Consider the following 20,916-nt stretch of genomic DNA (forward strand, 5'->3'; position numbering starts at 1 on the left):
CCGCAGGTCGTCCAGGCAGTCCCGCACGCTGAACGGGCCGGCCAGCTCGCCGCCGTGCGGCGCGGCCAGCAGGCCGCCCTCCCGGGCGATGGCGAACGCCCGGTCGAAGTCCCGTGCGAAGCCGCGTCGCTCGTCGTTGGAGAGCCCGAACCCGACCACGCCGCGGTCCCGGAAGCGGACCGCGAGCCGGGCCAGCGTGCGGGCGTCCAGCGGGTGCTTCATCCGGTTCGCCGCGACCAGGACCCGGATGTGCAACCCGGTGTCCCGCGACGCGCGGTCCACCGCGTCGAGAATGATCTCCAGGGTGGGGATCAGCCCGCCCAGGCGCGGCGCGTAGGACGTCGGGTCGACCTGGATCTCCAGCCACCGCGAACCGTCGCGGACGTCCTCCTCGGCGGCCTCCCGCACCAGCCGCTGGATGTCCTCGGGGCTGCGCAGGCAGGACCGGGCGATGTCGTACAGGCGCTGGAAGCGGAACCAGCCGCGTTCGTCCGTCGCGCGCAGCTTCGGCGGCTCGCCACTGGCGAGCGCCTCCGGCAGGTGGACGCCGTACCGGTCGGCCAGCTCCAGCAGCGTGCCGGAGCGCATCGAACCGGTGAAGTGCAGGTGCAGATGGGCTTTCGGCAGCAGCCGGACGTCACGCTCGTTACTGCCGGGGGGACGAACACTCTCCATCCCAAGATCCTGCCGCATCCGGCAGCCGCCCGGAAGCCGCTTTTCCCAAACCTCAAGCGGCTTTCCACGAAAGAGCACCCGCCCGAACAGGCGGATGGGCGCCCGGAGCACTCCGGACGCCCATCCGTGCCGTACGCGGTTCCGCCTCAGTCGCGGGCCTCGGCCAGCAGCTTCTGGAGCCGGGAGACGCCCTCGGCCAGGTCCTCGTCGCCGAGCGCGTAGGACAGCCGCAGGTAGCCGGGCGTGCCGAACGCCTCACCGGGCACCACCGCGACCTCGGCCTCCTCCAGGACCAGCTCGGCCAGCTCCACCGAGCTGGCCGGGCGGCGGCCCCGGATCTCCTTGCCGAGCAGCGCCTTCACCGACGGGTACGCGTAGAACGCGCCCTCCGGCTCGGGGCACTCGACACCCTCGATCTCGTTCAGCATGCGCACGATGGTCCGCCGCCGCCGGTCGAAGGCCGCACGCATCGTCGCGACCGCGTCGAGGTCACCGGAGACCGCGGCCAGCGCGGCGGCCTGGGCGACGTTGCTGACGTTGGAGGTGGCGTGCGACTGGAGGTTGGTCGCGGCCTTGACGACGTCCTTCGGGCCGACGATCCACCCGACGCGCCAGCCCGTCATGGCGTACGTCTTGGCGACGCCGTTGACGACCACGCACCGGTCGGCCAGCTCGGGCACCACGACCGGCAGCGAGTGGAACGCGGCGTCGCCGTAGACGAGGTGCTCGTAGATCTCGTCGGTCAGCACCCACAGGCCGTGCTCGGCGGCCCAGCGGCCGACGGCCTCGATCTGCTCGCGGGTGTACACCGCGCCGGTGGGGTTGGACGGCGACACGAAGACCAGGACCTTGGTGCGCTCGGTGCGCGCGGCCTCCAGCTGCTCGACCGAGACCCGGTAGCCGGTGGTCTCGTCGGCGACGACGTCCACCGGGACACCGCCGGCCAGCCGGATCGACTCGGGGTAGGTCGTCCAGTAGGGCGCCGGCACGATGACCTCGTCGCCCGGATCGAGGATCGCGGCGAAGGCCTCGTAGATGGCCTGCTTGCCGCCGTTGGTGACCAGCACGTTGGCCGGCTCGACCTGGTAGCCGGAGTCGCGCAGGGTCTTGTCGACGATGGCCTGCTTCAGCTCGGGCAGCCCGCCGGCCGGGGTGTAGCGGTGGAACTTCGGGTTCCGGCACGCCTCCACCGCGGCTTCGACGATGTAGTCCGGCGTGGGGAAGTCCGGCTCGCCCGCGCCGAAGCCGATCACCGGCCGGCCGGCCGCCTTCAGCGCCTTCGCCTTGGCGTCGACGGCCAGCGTGGCGGACTCGGCGATCGAGCCGACGCGGGCCGACACCCGGCGCGCGGTCGGCGCGGAGCCCTCGGCGGGGGTCGGGGTGGACGGGGACTGTGCGGGAGGAGTTGCAGCGCTCATACCGGCATCGTTGCAGACTCCGCCGAGGCGCGGCACGGGGTCCCACCGGGGGGAGCCGTGCCCGGCCGCCCGGCCGGAAGGGTGCCCGGCGTGGCGGTCGCAGGCGTCTGGCCGGGGGCTTCGCGGAGGGCGGGGGAGCCGCCGGAGGGGTTGGGTGTTCGACGACCGGCCGCCGAGCACGTACACTCAAGCGTCGTCGGCCTCCGCCGGCCGTCATCAGGCGCGCACTCCGTGCAGCCGTCCGGATGCGGTAGGTTGGAGTAACCACAAAGGGTCGTAGCTCAATTGGTAGAGCACTGGTCTCCAAAACCAGCGGTTGGGGGTTCAAGTCCCTCCGGCCCTGCTCACGCATCTTCACCAGAGACGGTGCGTGCAGGCGTACGTACTGAATTGCACCGCCGTAAGGCAGGATCGGACGCTGCACGGCGGTGCTTTTCACGACTCCGGATCAGGTGAGGACGAGTGGCGGAGATCACGGACACTGCCGAGGTCCCCGAGCCCGGTCGGTCGTCGGACGACAACAAGCGGCGCGGTGGCAGGCGGGGCAAGAAGGGCCCGCTGGCCCGGCTGGGCCTCTTCTACCGCCAGATCGTCGCGGAGCTCCGCAAGGTCGTCTGGCCCACCCGACACCAGCTCGCGACATACACCACCGTGGTGATCATCTTCGTGCTCATCATCATCGGCCTGGTGTTCGTGATTGACTATGGATTCTCGGAAGCCGTCACGTTCGTCTTCGGCTGATCCGCCCCGCGGAGGCGCCCCAGCGGCGCTTTTCCGTGTGTTCGACCCCAAGAGCCAGGAAGAAGCAGCCACGTGTCTGACCCGAACCTGAACGACGCCGTCGAGTCCGCCGAAGGCGACGACACTGCGCGCGACATCGTCGAGGCGGCAGACGGCAGCGTCGACCAGGCCGAAGCTGCCGATGCAGCGGCCGGCGAGTCCGCCGAGTCCGCAGCCGTGCATGTCGAGGACGAGTCCGAGGGACGGGCCGCCGCCGAGTCCGACGTGGCCGCCGAAGCCCTCAGCGGTGAGGACACCGGGTCGGAGGCCGCGGAAGCCACGGGTGAGGACGCCGAGGGCGCGGACGAAGAGGCCGCCGAGCCCGAGCCGGTCGACCCGGTGGTGGCGCTCCGCGAGGAACTGCGCACGCTTCCCGGTGAGTGGTACGTCATCCACACCTACGCGGGTTACGAGAACCGCGTGAAGACGAACCTCGAGCAGCGCGCCGTCTCCCTCAACGTCGAGGACTACATCTTCCAGGCCGAGGTGCCGCAGGAAGAGGTCGTCCAGATCAAGAACGGCGACCGCCGCACCGTCCGCCAGAACAAGCTGCCGAGCTACGTCCTGGTCCGGATGGACCTCACCAACGAGTCCTGGGGTGTCGTCCGCAACACCCCCGGCGTCACCGGCTTCGTCGGCAACGCCTACGACCCGTACCCGCTGACCCTGGACGAGGTCGTCAAGATGCTCGCCCCGGAGGCCGAGGAGAAGGCCGCCGCGGCTGCCGCCGAGGCCGAGGGCCGTCCCGCGCCGAGCCGTAAGCTCGAGGTGCAGGTCCTGGACTTCGAGGTCGGCGACTCGGTCACCGTCACCGACGGCCCGTTCGCGACGCTCCAGGCGACCATCAACGAGATCAACGCCGACTCCAAGAAGGTCAAGGGCCTGGTGGAGATCTTCGGCCGCGAGACCCCGGTCGAGCTCAGCTTCGACCAGATCCAGAAGAACTGACGCACCCCTCGGAACTCTGAGGCCCCCCACTCCGCGCCGCCGCGGAGTGGGGGGCCTCTTCCGTCGTTCCCCCGCGTGCCCCCGCCAGGGCCGGCGTCCGCGTTCCCCGCGACTCCGCGGGCGCTGCTGCGGAGCAGGCCGCGCGGTATCTGACCTGCCGGTTTCAGACCTCGGCCCACTACCGGCTATCGTGGTGCGGTATGCCTCCATCCGGATGACGGATGGCTCGGCTGAATCCTCTCACTCAAGACCCGGAGAGAGCATGCCTCCCAAGAAGAAGAAGGTCACGGGGCTCATCAAGCTCCAGATCCAGGCCGGCGCGGCCAACCCGGCTCCGCCGGTCGGCCCTGCGCTGGGCCAGCACGGTGTCAACATCATGGAGTTCTGCAAGGCCTACAACGCCGCGACCGAGTCGCAGCGTGGCTGGGTCGTGCCGGTGGAGATCACGGTCTACGAGGACCGCTCCTTCACCTTCATCACCAAGACCCCGCCGGCCGCGAAGATGATCCTCAAGGCCGCAGGCGTCGAGAAGGGCTCCGGCGAGCCGCACGTCAAGAAGGTCGCGAAGATCACGCGTGAGCAGGTGCGTGAGATCGCCACCAACAAGATGCCCGACCTGAACGCCAACGACCTGGACGCCGCCGAGAAGATCATCGCCGGCACCGCCCGTTCCATGGGCGTCACGGTCGAGGGCTGAGAGTCACCTCGCATCCCACCGTGGGAGGGCCGGCGCGGCCCGCACCACGACTCCGTCTTTGAACCCAGGAGCAGCAGTGAAGCGCAGCAAGACGTTCCGCGCCGCGGATGCCAAGATCGACCGGGAGCGCCTCTACGCCCCGCTCGAGGCCGTCCGCCTCGCGAAGGACACCGCCACGTCCAAGTTCGACTCGACCGTCGAGGTCGCCATGCGTCTGGGTGTCGACCCGCGCAAGGCCGACCAGATGGTCCGCGGCACCGTGAACCTTCCGCACGGCACCGGCAAGACCGCCCGGGTCCTGGTCTTCGCGACCGGTGACCGTGCAGCCGCCGCGGAGGCCGCGGGCGCCGACATCGTCGGCGCCGACGAACTGATCGACGAGGTCAGCAAGGGCCGCCTGGACTTCGACGCCGTCGTCGCCACCCCGGACCTGATGGGCAAGGTCGGTCGTCTCGGCCGCGTGCTCGGTCCGCGTGGTCTGATGCCGAACCCGAAGACCGGCACCGTCACCCCCGACGTGGCGAAGGCCGTCACGGAGATCAAGGGCGGCAAGATCGAGTTCCGTGTCGACAAGCACGCGAACCTGCACTTCATCATCGGCAAGGCCTCGTTCGAGGAGAAGCAGCTGGTGGAGAACTACGCGGCCGCCCTGGACGAGATCCTGCGTCTGAAGCCGTCCGCGGCGAAGGGCCGGTACATCAAGAAGGCGTCCATCGCCACCACGATGGGCCCCGGCATTCCGCTGGACGGCAACCGCACCCGCAACCTCCTCGTCGAGGACGAGGCGGCTGTCTGACGGTCGGCCCCCGGCTGAGTCACATGTGAGGAGGGTCCCGTCACCGGGTGAGGTGGCGGGGCCCTCCTCACGCCGTTTCCGGGGCCGCCGCACGGGCTTCCCTGCCGCTCCCGTGCGGGGCCAAGGCCACGACGCGGCCATCGAGGCCGGAGAGCGGCGACGAGGGCCGTCCCCCGGCCGACCGGAGAGTCCCCCTCCGGAGCGATTTGCCTCTGCCTGGGCCGTGCGCATATGGTGTGCCGGTAGCCAAAGACCGCTGGTCGTTGCCGTGTGCCCTATCGGTTCACGGTGGCCGAAGGATCCGCTTTATTGGCGGACGGCCCGTGCAGGTGTATGAGGTCATCACTCCCGCTGGGGCGTAAGCCTGTGCGGTCGAGTAACGCCCCGTGTGCCTGCACCGGGGCGTTCGTCGTGTGCAGCTCCTCTCCTTGCGTGCCCGTACGGGCGGTCCGGCGCGTGCTCAGCCGTCGAAGGCCCCTCGCGGGGCCGGCAGGCGGTCGAGGAAGTGATCGGTCGCGAGACCGGTCTAAGGACCATCACCCGGAAGGAGGCCGAGGCTCATGGCGACGCCCGACAAGGTCGCAGCCGTTGAGGAGATGACGGACAAGTTCCGCAACTCCCACGCCGCTGTGGTCACCGCGTACACCGGACTTTCCGTGGCGCAGCTGAAAGATCTGCGCCGCTCGCTCGGTGACCACGCTCAGTACCGTGTGGTGAAGAACACGCTGACCAAGATCGCGGCCCAGGAGGCCGGGGTCACCACGCTCGACGAGTTCCTCACGGGCTCGACGGCAGTCGCCTTCGTGACCGGTGACCCGGTCGAGGCGGCAAAGGGTCTTCGTGACTTCGCCAAGAACAACCCCGCTCTCGTCATCAAGGGCGGTGTCCTCGACGGTAAGGCGCTGTCCGCCGACGAGATCAAGAAGCTTGCGGACCTCGAGTCCCGCGAGGTGCTGCTCGCCAAGCTGGCCGGTGGCATGAAGGCGTCGATGGCCAAGGCCGCCGCCACCTTCCAGGCCCCGCTCACGAAGTTCGTCCGCACCGCGGACGCCCTTCGCGACAAGGTCGAGCAGGGCGGTGCCGGTTCGCCGGCTCCCGCCGAGGCTGCCGAATAGCCGTTCCCGGCTCCACAGCAGTCGCAGCGGGTCCGTGACGAAGTACGCCGCAAGGCACACGCCCGCCTCCCCATACGCAGGACATCCGGCATCAGCCGATTTAGTGGAAGGACCGCCACCATGGCGAAGCTCACCCAGGACGAGCTGCTCTCGCAGTTCGAGGAGATGACCCTCATCGAGCTCTCCGAGTTCGTGAAGGCGTTCGAGGACAAGTTCGACGTCGAGGCTGCCGCGCCGACCGCCGTCGTCGCCGCTGCCCCGGGCCAGGGCGGCGCCGCCGCCGCCGAGGAGGAGCGGGACGAGTTCGACGTCATCTTCAACGGTGCGGGCGAGAAGAAGATCCAGGTCATCAAGGTCGTGCGTGAGCTGACCTCGCTGGGTCTGAAGGAAGCCAAGGACCTGGTCGACGGCACCCCGAAGCCGGTTCTGGAGAAGGTCACCAAGGAGGCCGCGGAGAAGGCCAAGGAGTCGCTCGCGGCTGCCGGCGCCTCCGTCGAGGTCAAGTGATCCACGGCTGACCTCCGTCAAAGGAGGTCGGCCTGCTGCCCCGCGCAGCGTCTCTTCCGGGCCTTCACCCTTGCGGTGACGGCACGCGCCATAGGGCGATCACCCGTTCGGGTGGTCGCCCTTCGGCGTCCCCGGGAGCCTTCCTTGCGTGCTCGGGCATCGCGGGTAGGGTGATCACCGCCGCCTCCACGCCGGTGTCCCGTGGAGATCGCCACGGGGTGGGGGCCTTGACGAACGGCACGCGGCGCGCAATTCTCGGAACGCTTCGCCGCGTTCCGCGTCACATCGGTTCGGGGTCCAAGGCATGGATCGTCGGCGATGTGGGAAGTCTTTGCGGCAGACGCCGAGGGACGACCCGCCGAGGGATGGAAGAGCAGCTGACAACAACGAGGGGGAGACCCCTCCCGGAGGGAGAGAGAGGCCCTGCGCCGATCTCCGGAATTCCGTTCTGGACATCAGTGTGGCTTGTGGCTACACTGACTCTTTGCGCTGCCTGTTAGTTGCCCCTGCCGTCACCCGGGGGCACCGGTATGCGCGTAGTGAGTCCGAGCCCTCGGAAGGACCCCCTCTTGGCCGCCTCGCGCAACGCCTCGACCGTCAATTCGAACAACGGCGCCAGCACCGCCCCGCTGCGTATCTCTTTTGCAAAGATCAAGGAGCCCCTCGGGGTTCCCAACCTCCTTGCGCTCCAAACCGAGAGCTTTGACTGGCTGCTCGGCAACGAGGCATGGAAGAGCCGCGTCGAGGCTGCGCTGGACAGCGGACAGGACGTCCCCACCAAGTCCGGTCTGGAGGAGATCTTCGAGGAGATCTCCCCGATCGAGGACTTCTCCGGGTCGATGTCCCTGACCTTCCGCGACCACCGTTTCGAGCCGCCGAAGAACTCCATCGACGAGTGCAAGGAGCGCGACTTCACGTACGCCGCTCCGCTCTTCGTCACCGCGGAGTTCACCAACAACGAAACCGGTGAGATCAAGTCCCAGACCGTGTTCATGGGCGACTTCCCGCTCATGACGAACAAGGGCACCTTCTGCATCAACGGCACCGAGCGTGTCGTCGTCTCGCAGCTGGTCCGCTCACCGGGTGTCTACTTCGACAGCTCCATCGACAAGACGTCCGACAAGGACATCTTCTCCGCCAAGATCATCCCGTCCCGGGGTGCCTGGCTGGAGATGGAGATCGACAAGCGCGACATGGTCGGCGTCCGCGTCGACCGCAAGCGCAAGCAGTCCGTGACCGTGCTGCTCAAGGCTCTCGGTTGGACGACCGAGCAGATCCTCGAGGAGTTCGGCCAGTACGAGTCCATGCGCGCCACCCTGGAGAAGGACCACACCCAGGGCCAGGACGACGCGCTGCTGGACATCTACCGCAAGCTGCGTCCGGGCGAGCCGCCGACCAAGGAGGCCGCGCAGACGCTGTTGGAGAACCTGTACTTCAACCCGAAGCGCTACGACCTCGCCAAGGTCGGCCGGTACAAGATCAACAAGAAGCTCGGCGGTGACGAGCCGCTGAACTCCGGCGTGCTCACCAACGCCGACATCATCGCCACGATCAAGTACCTGGTGAAGCTGCACGCCGGCGAGACCGAGACGCTCAGCGCCGAGGGTGACGAGATCGTCGTCGAGACCGACGACATCGACCACTTCGGCAACCGCCGTCTGCGCAACGTCGGCGAGCTCATCCAGAACCAGGTCCGTACGGGTCTGGCCCGGATGGAGCGCGTCGTCCGCGAGCGGATGACGACGCAGGACGTCGAGGCGATCACGCCGCAGACACTGATCAACATCCGGCCGGTCGTCGCCTCCATCAAGGAGTTCTTCGGCACCAGCCAGCTGTCCCAGTTCATGGACCAGACGAACCCGCTGTCGGGCCTGACCCACAAGCGCCGTCTGTCCGCGCTGGGCCCCGGTGGTCTGAGCCGTGAGCGGGCCGGCTTCGAGGTCCGTGACGTGCACCCCTCGCACTACGGCCGGATGTGCCCGATCGAGACGCCGGAAGGACCGAACATCGGTCTGATCGGCTCGCTCGCCTCCTACGGCCGGGTCAACGCCTTCGGCTTCGTGGAGACCCCGTACCGCCGGGTCGTCGACGGTGTCGTCACGGACGAGGCGCACTACCTGACCGCCGACGAAGAGGACCGCTTCGTCATCGCGCAGGCCAACGCCCCGCTCGCCGAGGACATGACCTTCGCCGAGAACCGGGTACTGGTCCGCCGCCGCGGCGGCGAGATCGACTACATCCCGGGCACCGAGGTCGACTACATGGACGTCTCGCCGCGCCAGATGGTGTCGGTCGCGACGGCCATGATCCCCTTCCTCGAGCACGACGACGCCAACCGCGCGCTCATGGGCTCCAACATGATGCGGCAGGCGGTGCCGCTGCTGAAGGCGGAGGCCCCGCTCGTCGGCACCGGCATGGAGTACCGCTGCGCGGTCGACGCCGGCGACGTCATCAAGGCCGAGAAGGACGGTGTGGTCCAGGAGGTCTCCGCGGACTACGTCACGGTCGCCAACGACGACGGCACGTACACCACGTACCGGATCGCCAAGTTCTACCGCTCAAACCAGGGCACCTCCTTCAACCAGAAGGTCATCGTCGACGAGGGCGCCCGCGTCATCGAGGGCCAGGTCCTCGCCGACGGCCCCTCCACCGAAGAAGGTGAGATGGCCCTCGGCAAGAACCTGCTGGTGGCCTTCATGCCGTGGGAGGGCTACAACTACGAGGACGCGATCATCCTGTCGCAGCGCCTCGTACAGGACGACGTGCTCTCCTCGATCCACATCGAGGAGCACGAGGTCGACGCCCGGGACACCAAGCTGGGCCCCGAGGAGATCACCCGGGACATCCCGAACGTCTCCGAGGAGGTCCTCGCCGACCTCGACGAGCGCGGCATCATCCGGATCGGTGCCGAGGTCGAGGCCGGGGACATCCTGGTCGGCAAGGTCACGCCCAAGGGCGAGACCGAGCTGACGCCGGAGGAGCGCCTGCTGCGGGCGATCTTCGGCGAGAAGGCCCGTGAGGTCCGCGACACCTCGCTGAAGGTGCCGCACGGCGAGACCGGCAAGGTCATCGGCGTGCGCGTCTTCGACCGCGAGGAGGGCGACGAGCTCCCCCCCGGCGTGAACCAGCTGGTCCGCGTCTACGTCGCCCAGAAGCGCAAGATCACCGACGGTGACAAGCTCGCCGGCCGGCACGGCAACAAGGGCGTCATCTCGAAGATCCTGCCGGTCGAGGACATGCCGTTCCTGGAGGACGGCACCCCGGTCGACATCATCCTCAACCCGCTCGGTGTCCCCTCCCGGATGAACCCGGGCCAGGTCCTGGAGATCCACCTGGGCTGGCTCGCGTCCCGCGGCTGGAAGGTCGAGGGCAACGAGGAGTGGATGGAGCGCCTCAAGGCGATCGGCGCGGACGAGGTCCAGCCCGGTACCAACGTCGCCACCCCGGTGTTCGACGGCGCCCGCGAGGACGAGCTGGCCGGCCTGTTCGGCCACACGCTCCCCAACCGCGACGGTGACCGCCTGGTCCAGCCGTCCGGCAAGGCGAACCTGTTCGACGGCCGCTCCGGCGAGCCGTTCCCGGAGCCGGTCTCGGTCGGCTTCATGTACATCCTGAAGCTGCACCACCTGGTCGACGACAAGCTCCACGCCCGTTCGACCGGGCCGTACAGCATGATCACCCAGCAGCCGCTGGGTGGTAAGGCCCAGTTCGGTGGCCAGCGATTCGGTGAGATGGAGGTGTGGGCACTCGAGGCGTACGGCGCCGCCTACGCCCTCCAGGAGCTGCTGACCATCAAGTCCGACGACGTCACCGGCCGCGTGAAGGTCTACGAGGCCATCGTCAAGGGCGAGAACATTCCCGAGCCCGGCATCCCCGAGTCCTTCAAGGTGCTCATCAAGGAGATGCAGTCGCTCTGCCTCAACGTGGAGGTGCTGTCCTCGGACGGCATGTCCATCGAGATGCGTGACACCGATGAGGACGTCTTCCGCGCCGCGGAAGAGCTCGGAATCGACCTGTCCAGGCGCGAGCCGAGCAGCGTCGAAGAGGTCTGACGGGCTGGCCGGGGGACAACCGCACCTCGCAGGAGGTGCGGACGTCCCCCGGCTCTCCCCGGACCCCCGTTCAGACCATTGATTGACACGACCCTGAGAGGGATTGACGAGAGTGCTCGACGTCAACTTCTTCGACGAGCTGCGGATCGGCCTTGCCACCGCTGACGATATTCGTCAGTGGTCGCACGGCGAGGTCAAGAAGCCGGAGACCATCAACTACCGCACCCTCAAGCCCGAGAAGGACGGACTCTTCTGCGAGAAGATCTTCGGTCCGACCCGGGACTGGGAGTGCTACTGCGGCAAGTACAAGCGCGTCCGCTTCAAGGGCATCATCTGTGAGCGCTGCGGCGTCGAGGTGACCCGCGCCAAGGTGCGCCGCGAGCGGATGGGGCACATCGAACTTGCCGCCCCCGTCACCCACATCTGGTACTTCAAGGGCGTTCCGTCGCGGCTGGGCTACCTGCTCGACCTCGCCCCGAAGGACCTCGAGAAGGTCATCTACTTCGCCGCGTACATGATCACCTTCGTGGACGAGGAGCGCCGCACGCGCGACCTGCCCTCGCTGGAGGCCCACGTCTCCGTCGAGCGCCAGCAGATCGAGCAGCGTCGTGACTCCGACCTGGAGAACCGCGCGAAGAAGCAGGAGTCCGACCTCGCCGAGCTGGAGGCCGAGGGCGCCAAGGCGGACGTGCGCCGCAAGGTGCGCGAGGGCGCCGAGCGCGAGATGAAGCAGCTCCGGGACCGCGCCCAGCGCGAGATCGACCGTCTCGACGAGGTCTGGAACCGGTTCAAGAGCCTCAAGGTCCAGGACCTCGAGGGCGACGAGCTGCTCTACCGCGAGCTGCGCGACCGCTTCGGCACCTACTTCGACGGTTCGATGGGTGCCGCGGCGCTGCAGAAGCGCCTGGAGACCTTCGACCTCGACGAGGAGGCCGAGAAGCTCCGCGAGATCATCCGCACCGGCAAGGGGCAGAAGAAGACCCGCGCGCTCAAGCGCCTCAAGGTCGTCTCCGCGTTCCTGCAGACCCGCAACAGCCCCAAGGGCATGGTGCTGGACTGCGTGCCGGTGATCCCGCCGGACCTGCGTCCGATGGTGCAGCTGGACGGTGGCCGCTTCGCGACCTCCGACCTGAACGACCTGTACCGCCGTGTCATCAACCGGAACAACCGGCTGAAGCGTCTGCTCGACCTCGGTGCGCCCGAGATCATCGTGAACAACGAGAAGCGGATGCTCCAGGAGGCCGTCGACGCGCTGTTCGACAACGGCCGTCGCGGTCGCCCGGTCACCGGTCCCGGCAACCGTCCGCTGAAGTCCCTGAGCGACATGCTCAAGGGCAAGCAGGGCCGGTTCCGGCAGAACCTGCTCGGCAAGCGCGTCGACTACTCGGCCCGTTCGGTCATCGTCGTCGGCCCGCAGCTCAAGCTGCACCAGTGCGGTCTGCCGAAGGCGATGGCGCTGGAGCTGTTCAAGCCGTTCGTGATGAAGCGCCTGGTGGACCTCAACCACGCGCAGAACATCAAGTCGGCCAAGCGCATGGTCGAGCGCCAGCGCACCGTGGTCTACGACGTCCTCGAAGAGGTCATCGCCGAGCACCCGGTGCTGCTGAACCGCGCACCGACCCTGCACCGCCTCGGCATCCAGGCCTTCGAGCCGCAGCTGGTCGAGGGCAAGGCCATCCAGATCCACCCGCTCGTCTGCACCGCGTTCAACGCGGACTTCGACGGTGACCAGATGGCCGTGCACCTGCCGCTCTCCGCGGAGGCGCAGGCCGAGGCCCGCATCCTGATGCTGTCCTCGAACAACATCCTCAAGCCGGCGGACGGCCGCCCGGTCACCATGCCCACCCAGGACATGGTGCTGGGTCTGTTCTTCCTCACCACCGACGAGGCTGAGCGGGTCACCAAGGGCGACGGACGCTCGTTCGCGTCCACCGCGGAAGCGATCATGGCGTTCGACGCGGGGGAGCTTTCCCTCCAGGCGAAGGTCGACATCCGCTTCCCCGTCGGCACCCAGCCCCCGCTGGGCTGGACGCCGCCGGCGCCGGAGGAGGGCGAGTCCGAGTGGCAGCCCGGTGACTCCTTCCGGCTGGTGACCACCTTGGGCCGCGCGCTCTTCAACGAGCTGCTGCCCGAGGAGTACCCCTTCGTCGACTACACGGTCGGCAAGAAGCAGCTCTCCCAGATCGTCAACGACCTGGCCGAGCGGTACCCCAAGGTCACGGTCGCCGCGACGCTGGACAACCTCAAGTCGGCGGGTTACTTCTGGGCCACCCGGTCCGGTGTGACCATCGCCATCTCCGACGTCGTCGTGCCCGAGGCGAAGAAGGACATCATCCTCGGCTACGAGGCCCAGGACGAGAAGGTCCAGAAGCAGTACGAGCGTGGTCTGATCACCAAGGACGAACGGTCGCAGGAGCTCATCGCGATCTGGACCAAGGCGACCAACGAGGTCGCCGACGCGATGAACGCGAACTTCCCCAAGACGAACCCCATCTTCATGATGGTCGACTCGGGTGCTCGCGGAAACATGATGCAGATGCGTCAGATCGCGGGTATGCGCGGTCTGGTGTCCAACGCGAAGAACGAGACCATCCCGCGGCCGATCAAGGCGTCGTTCCGCGAGGGTCTGTCCGTGCTGGAGTACTTCATCTCCACGCACGGTGCCCGTAAGGGCCTCGCGGACACCGCGCTGCGTACCGCCGACTCGGGTTACCTGACCCGTCGTCTGGTGGACGTCTCGCAGGACGTGATCATCCGCGAGGAGGACTGCGGCACCGAACGCGGCCTCAAGCTCTCGTTCGCCGCCAAGGGCGCCGACGGCGTGCTGCGCAAGGCGGACGACGCGGAGACCAGCGTGTACGCGCGCTGCCTCGCCGAGGACATCGTCGTCGACGGCAAGGTGCTGGCCCCGGCCGGCACCGACCTGGGCGACGTGCTCATCGACGAGCTGGTCCGGCACGGTGTCGACACCGTCAAGACCCGCTCGGTCCTCACCTGCGAGTCCGCGGTCGGCACCTGCGCCATGTGCTACGGCCGTTCGCTGGCCACCGGCAAGCTCGTCGACATCGGTGAGGCCGTCGGCATCATCGCGGCCCAGTCGATCGGTGAGCCCGGCACCCAGCTGACGATGCGCACCTTCCACACCGGTGGTGTGGCCGGTGACGACATCACGCAGGGTCTGCCGCGTGTCGTCGAGCTCTTCGAGGCCCGTACCCCCAAGGGTGTGGCCCCGATCTCGGAGGCGGCGGGCCGGGTCCGCATCGACGAGACCGAGAAGACGCGCAAGGTCGTCGTCACTCCCGACGACGGCTCCGAGGAGATGCCGTACGCCGTCTCCAAGCGCTCGCGCCTGCTGGTGGGCGAGGGCGACCACGTCACCGTCGGCCAGCCGCTCACGGTCGGCGCGGTCAACCCGCACGACGTGCTGCGCATCCTCGGCCAGCGTGCCGTCCAGGTCCACCTGGTCGGCGAGGTGCAGAAGGTCTACAACTCGCAGGGCGTGTCGATCCACGACAAGCACATCGAGATCATCATCCGGCAGATGCTGCGCCGCGTGACGATCATCGAGTCCGGCGACGCGGAGCTGCTGCCCGGCGAGCTGGTGGAGCGGTCGAAGTTCGAGGGCGAGAACCGTCGTGTGGTCACGGAAGGCGGCCACCCGGCCTCCGGCCGTCCGCAGCTGATGGGTATCACCAAGGCCTCGCTGGCCACCGAGTCGTGGCTGTCGGCGGCGTCCTTCCAGGAGACGACCAGGGTCCTCACCGACGCGGCGATCAACGCCAAGTCGGACTCCCTGATCGGCCTCAAGGAGAACGTCATCATCGGTAAGCTCATCCCGGCCGGTACGGGTCTGTCCCGCTACCGCAACATCCGGGTCGAGCCGACCGAGGAGGCCAAGGCCGCGATGTACTCGGCCGTCGGTTACGACGACATCGACTACTCGCCCTTCGGCACCGGCTCCGGCCAGGCGGTCCCGCTGGAGGACTACGACTACGGTCCGTACAACCAGTGAGCCGCCCTGCGGCCTTTACGCAACCGTGCACGGGGAACCTGCCGTTCACGCCGTGCGTCAGGGACAATGAGAGACGCTGCGGTCGTGCGTGCACTAAGCGGGGAGGTGCTGGGGATGTCACTCCACTGGCAGGGCGGCCAGTACGGTCCGCCCGGCCCGTACGGCCAGGGCGGCCAGGCGGGGCCACCGGTCCCGTACGGCCAGGGCGGCCAGCCGGGGCCGGGCAACACTCCGGTGATGCGGGCGTCCGACGCGGACCGGGAGCGGGCCGCCGACGTGCTCAAGGCCGGTTACGCCGAGGGCCGGCTCAGCAAGGCCGAGTACGACCAGCGGCTGCACCGGTTGCACCAGGCGGGCACCTACGGTGAACTGCACCCGCTGATCGCCGACCTGCCGCAGGGCCCGGTGCCGATGCCGCAGGCCCCCAACCAGGCGGTTCCACAGACCTTCTGGGCTCCTCCGCCGCCCCCGCCGGGCACCAACAGCTCTGCCACCGGCGCGCTCGTGTGCGGGGTGCTCACGCCGTTCACCTGGGGCCTCACCGCCATCCCGGCCGTCGCGCTGGGGCACAAGGCGCGGGCGGACATCCGGCGCACCGGCGAACGCGGTGACGGTTACGCGGTGGCCGGTCTGGTGCTGGGGTACCTGGCGATCGGGTTCGGCGTGCTGATGATCCTTTTCATGGTGGGTCTGGCAGCCGGAACCTGAGCGGGTGGCCGTTCCGGAACGGCGGCGGGCCTGTGCGTGTTCTATCGCTTTTGACCGCAGCCGATGCGGTAGGTACGCTCTGACCTTGTGCCTGGGGTATCCCCTGCGCTTCTGCACGCGCCAGTTCAGCGCGAGAAGCTTGCGGGCGAGGCCGATTCTGCATTTCCCACCCAAAGCGGGACTGTGCAGCTTTCGACACACCCGACCGCGTGGGTCGGACATGTGGCCCAGGTTAGCTTCACCGAGACGGCACACAGAAACCGGAGAAACTGTGCCTACGATCCAGCAGCTGGTCCGCAAGGGCCGGCAGGACAAGGTCGAGAAGAACAAGACGCCCGCGCTCGAGGGTTCGCCCCAGCGCCGCGGCGTCTGCACGCGTGTCTTCACCACCACCCCGAAGAAGCCGAACTCGGCCCTGCGGAAGGTCGCACGTGTGCGCCTGACCAGCGGGATCGAGGTCACGGCCTACATTCCGGGTGAGGGCCACAACCTGCAGGAGCACTCGATCGTGCTCGTGCGCGGCGGCCGTGTGAAGGACCTGCCGGGTGTTCGCTACAAGATCATTCGGGGCTCCCTCGACACGCAGGGCGTCAAGAACCGCAAGCAGGCTCGCAGCCGCTACGGCGCCAAGAAGGAGAAGTAAGAATGCCTCGTAAGGGCCCTGCCCCGAAGCGCCCGGTCCACATCGACCCGGTCTACGGTTCTCCTCTGGTGACCTCCCTCATCAACAAGGTGCTGCTCAACGGCAAGCGTTCCACCGCGGAGCGCATCGTCTACGGCGCCATGGAGGGACTGCGTGAGAAGTCGGGCAACGACCCGGTCATCACGCTGAAGCGCGCGCTCGAGAACGTGAAGCCGACCCTCGAGGTCCGCTCCCGTCGTGTCGGTGGCGCCACCTACCAGGTGCCGGTCGAGGTCCGCCCCGGCCGCTCCTCCACCCTCGCGCTCCGCTGGCTCGTGGGCTACTCGCGGGCCCGCCGCGAGAAGACCATGACCGAGCGCCTGATGAACGAGCTGCTCGACGCCTCCAACGGGCTCGGTGCCGCCGTGAAGAAGCGCGAGGACACCCACAAGATGGCCGAGTCCAACAAGGCCTTCGCGCACTACCGCTGGTAGTCGCTACCCCATCGAGACCGAGAGAAGACCGAAGCCTTATGGCTACTACTTCACTTGACCTGGCCAGGGTCCGCAACATCGGGATCATGGCCCACATCGACGCGGGCAAGACGACGACCACCGAGCGGATCCTGTACTACACGGGCGTCAGCTACAAGATCGGTGAGGTCCACGACGGCGCTGCCACGATGGACTGGATGGCGCAGGAGCAGGAGCGCGGCATCACGATCACGTCGGCCGCGACGACCTGCCACTGGCCGCTGAACGACGTCGACCACACGATCAACATCATCGACACCCCGGGCCACGTCGACTTCACCGTCGAGGTGGAGCGTTCGCTGCGCGTGCTCGACGGTGCCGTCACGGTGTTCGACGGCGTCGCCGGTGTGGAGCCCCAGTCGGAGACGGTGTGGCGTCAGGCGGACCGCTACGGCGTGCCGCGGATCTGCTTCGTCAACAAGCTGGACCGTACCGGTGCCGAGTTCCACCGCTGCGTCGACATGATCGTCGACCGCCTCGGTGCGACGCCGCTGGTCATGCAGCTGCCGATCGGCACCGAGATGGACTTCAAGGGCGTGGTCGACCTCGTCCAGATGAAGGCGCTGGTGTGGTCCGCCGACACCAAGCTCGGTGAGGCGTACGACGTCGTCGACATCCCGGAGACGCACGTCGAGGCCGCCGACGAGTGGCGCGGCAAGCTGCTCGAGGCCGTGTCGGAGAACGACGAGGAGATGATGGAGCTGTACCTCGAGGGCGTCGAGCCCACCGAGGAGCAGCTCATGGCGGCCATCCGCCGCGTCACCCTCGCCTCCACCGGCGCCGAGGGCACCATCACCGTCACCCCGGTGTTCTGCGGTACCGCGTTCAAGAACAAGGGCGTGCAGCCCCTGCTCGACGCGGTCGTGCGCTACCTGCCGTCGCCGCTGGACGTCGAGTCCGTCGAGGGCCAGTCCGTGAAGGACCCCGACGAGGTCATCAAGCGGGCCCCGTCCGAGTCCGAGCCGATGTCGGCGCTGGCGTTCAAGATCATGAGCGACCCGCACCTCGGCAAGCTCACCTTCGTCCGGATCTACTCCGGTCGCCTGGAGACCGGCACCCAGGTGCTGAACTCCGTGAAGGGCAAGAAGGAGCGGATCGGCAAGATCTACCGGATGCACGCGAACAAGCGTGAGGAGATCGAGGCCGTGGGCGCCGGCGACATCGTCGCCGTCATGGGTCTGAAGCAGACCACCACGGGCGAGACCCTCTGCGACGCGTCGAACCCGGTGATCCTGGAGTCCATGGAGTTCCCGGCCCCGGTGATCGAGGTCGCCATCGAGCCGAAGTCCAAGGGCGACCAGGAGAAGCTGGGCATCGCGATCCAGCGGCTGGCCGAGGAGGACCCGTCCTTCCAGGTCAAGACCGACGAGGAGACCGGCCAGACGATCATCTCCGGCATGGGCGAGCTGCACCTCGACGTCCTGGTCGACCGCATGAAGCGGGAGTTCAAGGTCGAGGCGAACGTCGGTAAGCCGCAGGTGGCCTACCGCGAGACGCTCCGCAAGCCGGTCGAGCGCCTGGACTACACGCACAAGAAGCAGACTGGTGGTTCCGGCCAGTTCGCGAAGGTGCAGATCGCGGTCGAGCCCCTCGAGGGCGACGGCTACGAGTTCGTCAACAAGGTCACCGGTGGCCGCATCCCCCGGGAGTACATCCCCTCGGTGGACGCCGGCTGCCAGGAGGCCATGGAGTTCGGCGTGCTCGCGGGTTACCCCCTCACGGGTGTCCGCGTGACGCTGCTCGACGGTGCCTACCACGACGTCGACTCCTCCGAGATGGCCTTCAAGATCGCCGGCTCGATGGCCTTCAAGGAGGCCGCCCGCAAGGCCAGCCCGGCCCTGCTGGAGCCGATGATGAAGGTCGAGGTCACCACACCCGAGGACTACATGGGTGACGTGATCGGTGACATCAACTCCCGCCGTGGACAGGTTCAGTCCATGGAGGAGCGCAGCGGCGCCAAGCTCGTCACGGGCCTGGTTCCGCTGTCGGAGATGTTCGGCTACGTCGGTGACCTGCGGAGCAAGACCTCCGGTCGCGCGAGCTACTCGATGCAGTTTGACTCCTACGCAGAGGTTCCCCGGAGCGTCAGCGAGGAGATCATCGCGAAGGTCCGGGGCGAGTGACGTCGGTTCGCCGCCGTAATCTCACCCCTTAGGCTGTAGCAAAGGCATACGGGGCGCCGGCGACACCGTGCGAGAGCGCGGAGTCGCCGGCCGCCCCGGGCGCCAGCCCTCAGATACGAACAGGTCAAGGGCGTCCCCCTAGGGGTCCTGGCCGGTTCGGTACCGACCACCTGAAAACCTTCCGCAAGAGCGGGGGGCGTACAGCACCAGTCCACAGGAGGACCCCAGTGGCGAAGGCGAAGTTCGAGCGGACTAAGCCGCACGTCAACATCGGCACCATCGGTCACATCGACCACGGTAAGACGACTCTTACCGCGGCGATCACCAAGGTGCTGCATGACGCGTACCCCGACCTCAACGAGGCCTCGGCCTTCGACCAGATCGACAAGGCTCCCGAGGAGCGCCAGCGCGGTATCACCATCTCCATCGCGCACGTCGAGTACCAGACGGAGAGCCGTCACTACGCCCACGTCGACTGCCCGGGTCACGCGGACTACATCAAGAACATGATCACCGGTGCCGCCCAGATGGACGGCGCCATCCTCGTGGTCGCCGCCACCGACGGCCCGATGCCGCAGACCAAGGAGCACGTGCTCCTGGCCCGCCAGGTCGGCGTCCCGTACATCGTCGTCGCGCTGAACAAGGCCGACATGGTGGACGACGAGGAGATCATGGAGCTCGTCGAGCTCGAGGTCCGTGAGCTTCTCTCGGAGTACGAGTTCCCGGGCGACGACCTCCCGGTCGTCAAGGTCTCGGCTCTGAAGGCGCTCGAGGGCGACAAGGAGTGGGGCGAGTCGGTCCTCAACCTGATGAAGGCTGTCGACGAGTCGATCCCCGAGCCGGAGCGCGACACCGAGAAGCCGTTCCTCATGCCCATCGAGGACGTCTTCACGATCACCGGTCGCGGCACCGTCGTCACCGGTCGTATCGAGCGTGGTGTGCTGAAGGTCAACGAGACCGTCGACATCATCGGCATCAAGCAGGACAAGACCACCACCACGGTGACCGGCATCGAGATGTTCCGGAAGCTGCTGGACGAGGGTCAGGCCGGTGAGAACGTCGGTCTGCTGCTTCGCGGCATCAAGCGCGAGGACGTCGAGCGCGGCCAGGTCATCATCAAGCCGGGTTCGGTCACGCCGCACACCGAGTTCGAGGCCCAGGCCTACATCCTGTCGAAGGACGAGGGTGGCCGTCACACCCCCTTCTTCAACAACTACCGCCCGCAGTTCTACTTCCGTACCACGGACGTGACCGGCGTCGTGACCCTCCCCGAGGGCACCGAGATGGTCATGCCGGGCGACAACACCTCCATGTCGGTCAGCCTGATCCAGCCGGTTGCCATGGAGGAAGGCCTCAAGTTCGCCATCCGTGAGGGTGGCCGGACCGTGGGCGCCGGCCAGGTCACCAAGATCGTCAAGTGACCTGACGCTCCCTGGAGCACCCACCGGCCTCGGCCGGGAGCAGGGCCCGTACGACCGCCTCACCGGCGGACGTACGGGCCCTGCTCGTGTGTGACGGGCAAGGTGGGGCGGGTCAGGGGCGTACGACGACGGTCCAGCCGGCGTTGTAGGTGTCCGGCACCGGGTGGCGCGACCAGTCCCGGGCCCAGGACGGGGGCTCGGCGTACCGGATCACCAGGGCGTCGGGGCGGACGTCGGAGCCCGGTTCGACGACCGTGCAGCCCGCGGTGTGCGCCAGCGGGATGGCTCCGACGTTCCCGGTGATCACACAGGGCGGGCGCACGCCGTTGTCGTGCAGCACGGCGGCGATCTTCCGCCAGTCCTCCCGGGCCTGCTCCTGGATGCCCCCGTGCCGGTGCGCCACCCCGAGTTGCACCGTGAGGTGCCCGACCAGCACCAGGGCCAGCACCGCAGCGGTGACGCGCGACCCGCGGGCCCGGGCGGCGGCGACCAGCAGGCCGACGGCCGCC

Annotated in this window: 15 protein-coding genes, 1 tRNA gene and 1 pseudogene; 14 read left to right on the plus strand and 3 right to left on the minus strand. The window is 67.9% G+C overall.

From position 1 onward, the window contains the following. Both add and ACYVE9_RS02865 read right to left on the minus strand, forming a co-directional pair. The coding region (gene add, locus ACYVE9_RS02860) for an adenosine deaminase (RefSeq protein ID WP_461026092.1) at positions 1–693 on the minus strand (693 nt) is incomplete at its 3' end. 128 nt (positions 694–821) lie between these two features. Beyond that, complete coding sequence (locus ACYVE9_RS02865) at positions 822–2,093, minus strand: pyridoxal phosphate-dependent aminotransferase (RefSeq protein WP_461026093.1); 1,272 nt, start codon at positions 2,091–2,093, stop codon at positions 822–824. Between the two features lie 270 nt (positions 2,094–2,363). Between ACYVE9_RS02865 and ACYVE9_RS02870 the strand changes: the two genes are divergently transcribed. From ACYVE9_RS02870 to tuf, 14 genes are all read left to right on the plus strand, one after another. Further along, a tRNA-Trp gene (locus ACYVE9_RS02870) sits at positions 2,364–2,436 on the plus strand. 128 nt (positions 2,437–2,564) lie between these two features. Then, the gene (gene secE / locus ACYVE9_RS02875; RefSeq protein ID WP_461026103.1) at positions 2,565–2,834 is read left to right on the plus strand and encodes a preprotein translocase subunit SecE; all 270 of its coding nucleotides are present in this window, start codon (positions 2,565–2,567) and stop codon (positions 2,832–2,834) included. Positions 2,835–2,906: 72 nt separating this feature from the next. Further along, positions 2,907–3,821 (plus strand): transcription termination/antitermination protein NusG, encoded by a 915-nt coding sequence (gene nusG, locus ACYVE9_RS02880; RefSeq protein WP_461026094.1) that lies wholly within the window; start codon positions 2,907–2,909, stop codon positions 3,819–3,821. Between the two features lie 262 nt (positions 3,822–4,083). Beyond that, entirely contained in the window at positions 4,084–4,518 is a 435-nt protein-coding gene (gene rplK, locus ACYVE9_RS02885; protein ID WP_461026095.1) for a 50S ribosomal protein L11, read from the plus strand. Between the two features lie 76 nt (positions 4,519–4,594). Beyond that, positions 4,595–5,314, plus strand: a complete 720-nt coding sequence (rplA, locus tag ACYVE9_RS02890) for a 50S ribosomal protein L1 (RefSeq protein ID WP_461026096.1) — start codon at positions 4,595–4,597, stop codon at positions 5,312–5,314. 560 nt (positions 5,315–5,874) lie between these two features. Continuing rightward, positions 5,875–6,429: a 50S ribosomal protein L10 gene (rplJ, locus tag ACYVE9_RS02895; protein ID WP_461026097.1), complete on the plus strand. Its 555-nt coding sequence runs from the start codon at positions 5,875–5,877 to the stop codon at positions 6,427–6,429. A 120-nt stretch (positions 6,430–6,549) separates the two neighbouring features. Next, entirely contained in the window at positions 6,550–6,936 is a 387-nt protein-coding gene (gene rplL, locus ACYVE9_RS02900) for a 50S ribosomal protein L7/L12 (RefSeq protein ID WP_461026098.1), read from the plus strand. A 569-nt stretch (positions 6,937–7,505) separates the two neighbouring features. Further along, positions 7,506–10,988: a DNA-directed RNA polymerase subunit beta gene (rpoB, locus tag ACYVE9_RS02905; RefSeq protein ID WP_461026099.1), complete on the plus strand. Its 3,483-nt coding sequence runs from the start codon at positions 7,506–7,508 to the stop codon at positions 10,986–10,988. Positions 10,989–11,100: 112 nt separating this feature from the next. After that, a complete protein-coding gene (locus ACYVE9_RS02910; protein ID WP_461026104.1) occupies positions 11,101–15,000 on the plus strand; it encodes a DNA-directed RNA polymerase subunit beta' in 3,900 nt (1,299 codons plus the stop codon). A 114-nt stretch (positions 15,001–15,114) separates the two neighbouring features. Beyond that, complete coding sequence (locus ACYVE9_RS02915) at positions 15,115–15,708, plus strand: DUF1707 and DUF4190 domain-containing protein (protein WP_461026100.1); 594 nt, start codon at positions 15,115–15,117, stop codon at positions 15,706–15,708. A 271-nt stretch (positions 15,709–15,979) separates the two neighbouring features. Further along, positions 15,980–16,351, plus strand: coding sequence for a 30S ribosomal protein S12 (gene rpsL, locus ACYVE9_RS02920; RefSeq protein WP_003948652.1), 372 nt, complete (start codon positions 15,980–15,982; stop codon positions 16,349–16,351). 2 nt (positions 16,352–16,353) lie between these two features. Continuing rightward, on the plus strand, positions 16,354–16,824 hold the full coding sequence (gene rpsG, locus ACYVE9_RS02925; protein WP_283990426.1) for a 30S ribosomal protein S7: 471 nt from the start codon (positions 16,354–16,356) through the stop codon (positions 16,822–16,824). A 38-nt stretch (positions 16,825–16,862) separates the two neighbouring features. Continuing rightward, entirely contained in the window at positions 16,863–18,986 is a 2,124-nt protein-coding gene (gene fusA / locus ACYVE9_RS02930) for an elongation factor G (RefSeq protein ID WP_461026101.1), read from the plus strand. Positions 18,987–19,213: 227 nt separating this feature from the next. Continuing rightward, positions 19,214–20,407 (plus strand): elongation factor Tu, encoded by a 1,194-nt coding sequence (gene tuf / locus ACYVE9_RS02935; RefSeq protein WP_461026102.1) that lies wholly within the window; start codon positions 19,214–19,216, stop codon positions 20,405–20,407. A 112-nt stretch (positions 20,408–20,519) separates the two neighbouring features. Here the strand turns inward: tuf and ACYVE9_RS02940 are convergent. Continuing rightward, positions 20,520–20,916 (minus strand): annotated as a pseudogene (locus tag ACYVE9_RS02940) (hypothetical protein); the annotation flags it as partial.

This window comes from Streptomyces sparsus (assembly GCF_054776295.1).

Coding starts and splice junctions, on each gene's coding strand:
- rplJ (WP_461026097.1), top strand. CDS start 5,875: ATGGCGACGCCCGACAAGGTCGCAGCCGTTGAGGAGATGACGGACAAG.
- rpsG (WP_283990426.1), top strand. CDS start 16,354: ATGCCTCGTAAGGGCCCTGCCCCGAAGCGCCCGGTCCACATCGACCCG.
- ACYVE9_RS02915 (WP_461026100.1), top strand. CDS start 15,115: ATGTCACTCCACTGGCAGGGCGGCCAGTACGGTCCGCCCGGCCCGTAC.
- ACYVE9_RS02865 (WP_461026093.1), bottom strand. CDS start 2,093: ATGAGCGCTGCAACTCCTCCCGCACAGTCCCCGTCCACCCCGACCCCC.
- rplL (WP_461026098.1), top strand. CDS start 6,550: ATGGCGAAGCTCACCCAGGACGAGCTGCTCTCGCAGTTCGAGGAGATG.
- fusA (WP_461026101.1), top strand. CDS start 16,863: ATGGCTACTACTTCACTTGACCTGGCCAGGGTCCGCAACATCGGGATC.
- rplK (WP_461026095.1), top strand. CDS start 4,084: ATGCCTCCCAAGAAGAAGAAGGTCACGGGGCTCATCAAGCTCCAGATC.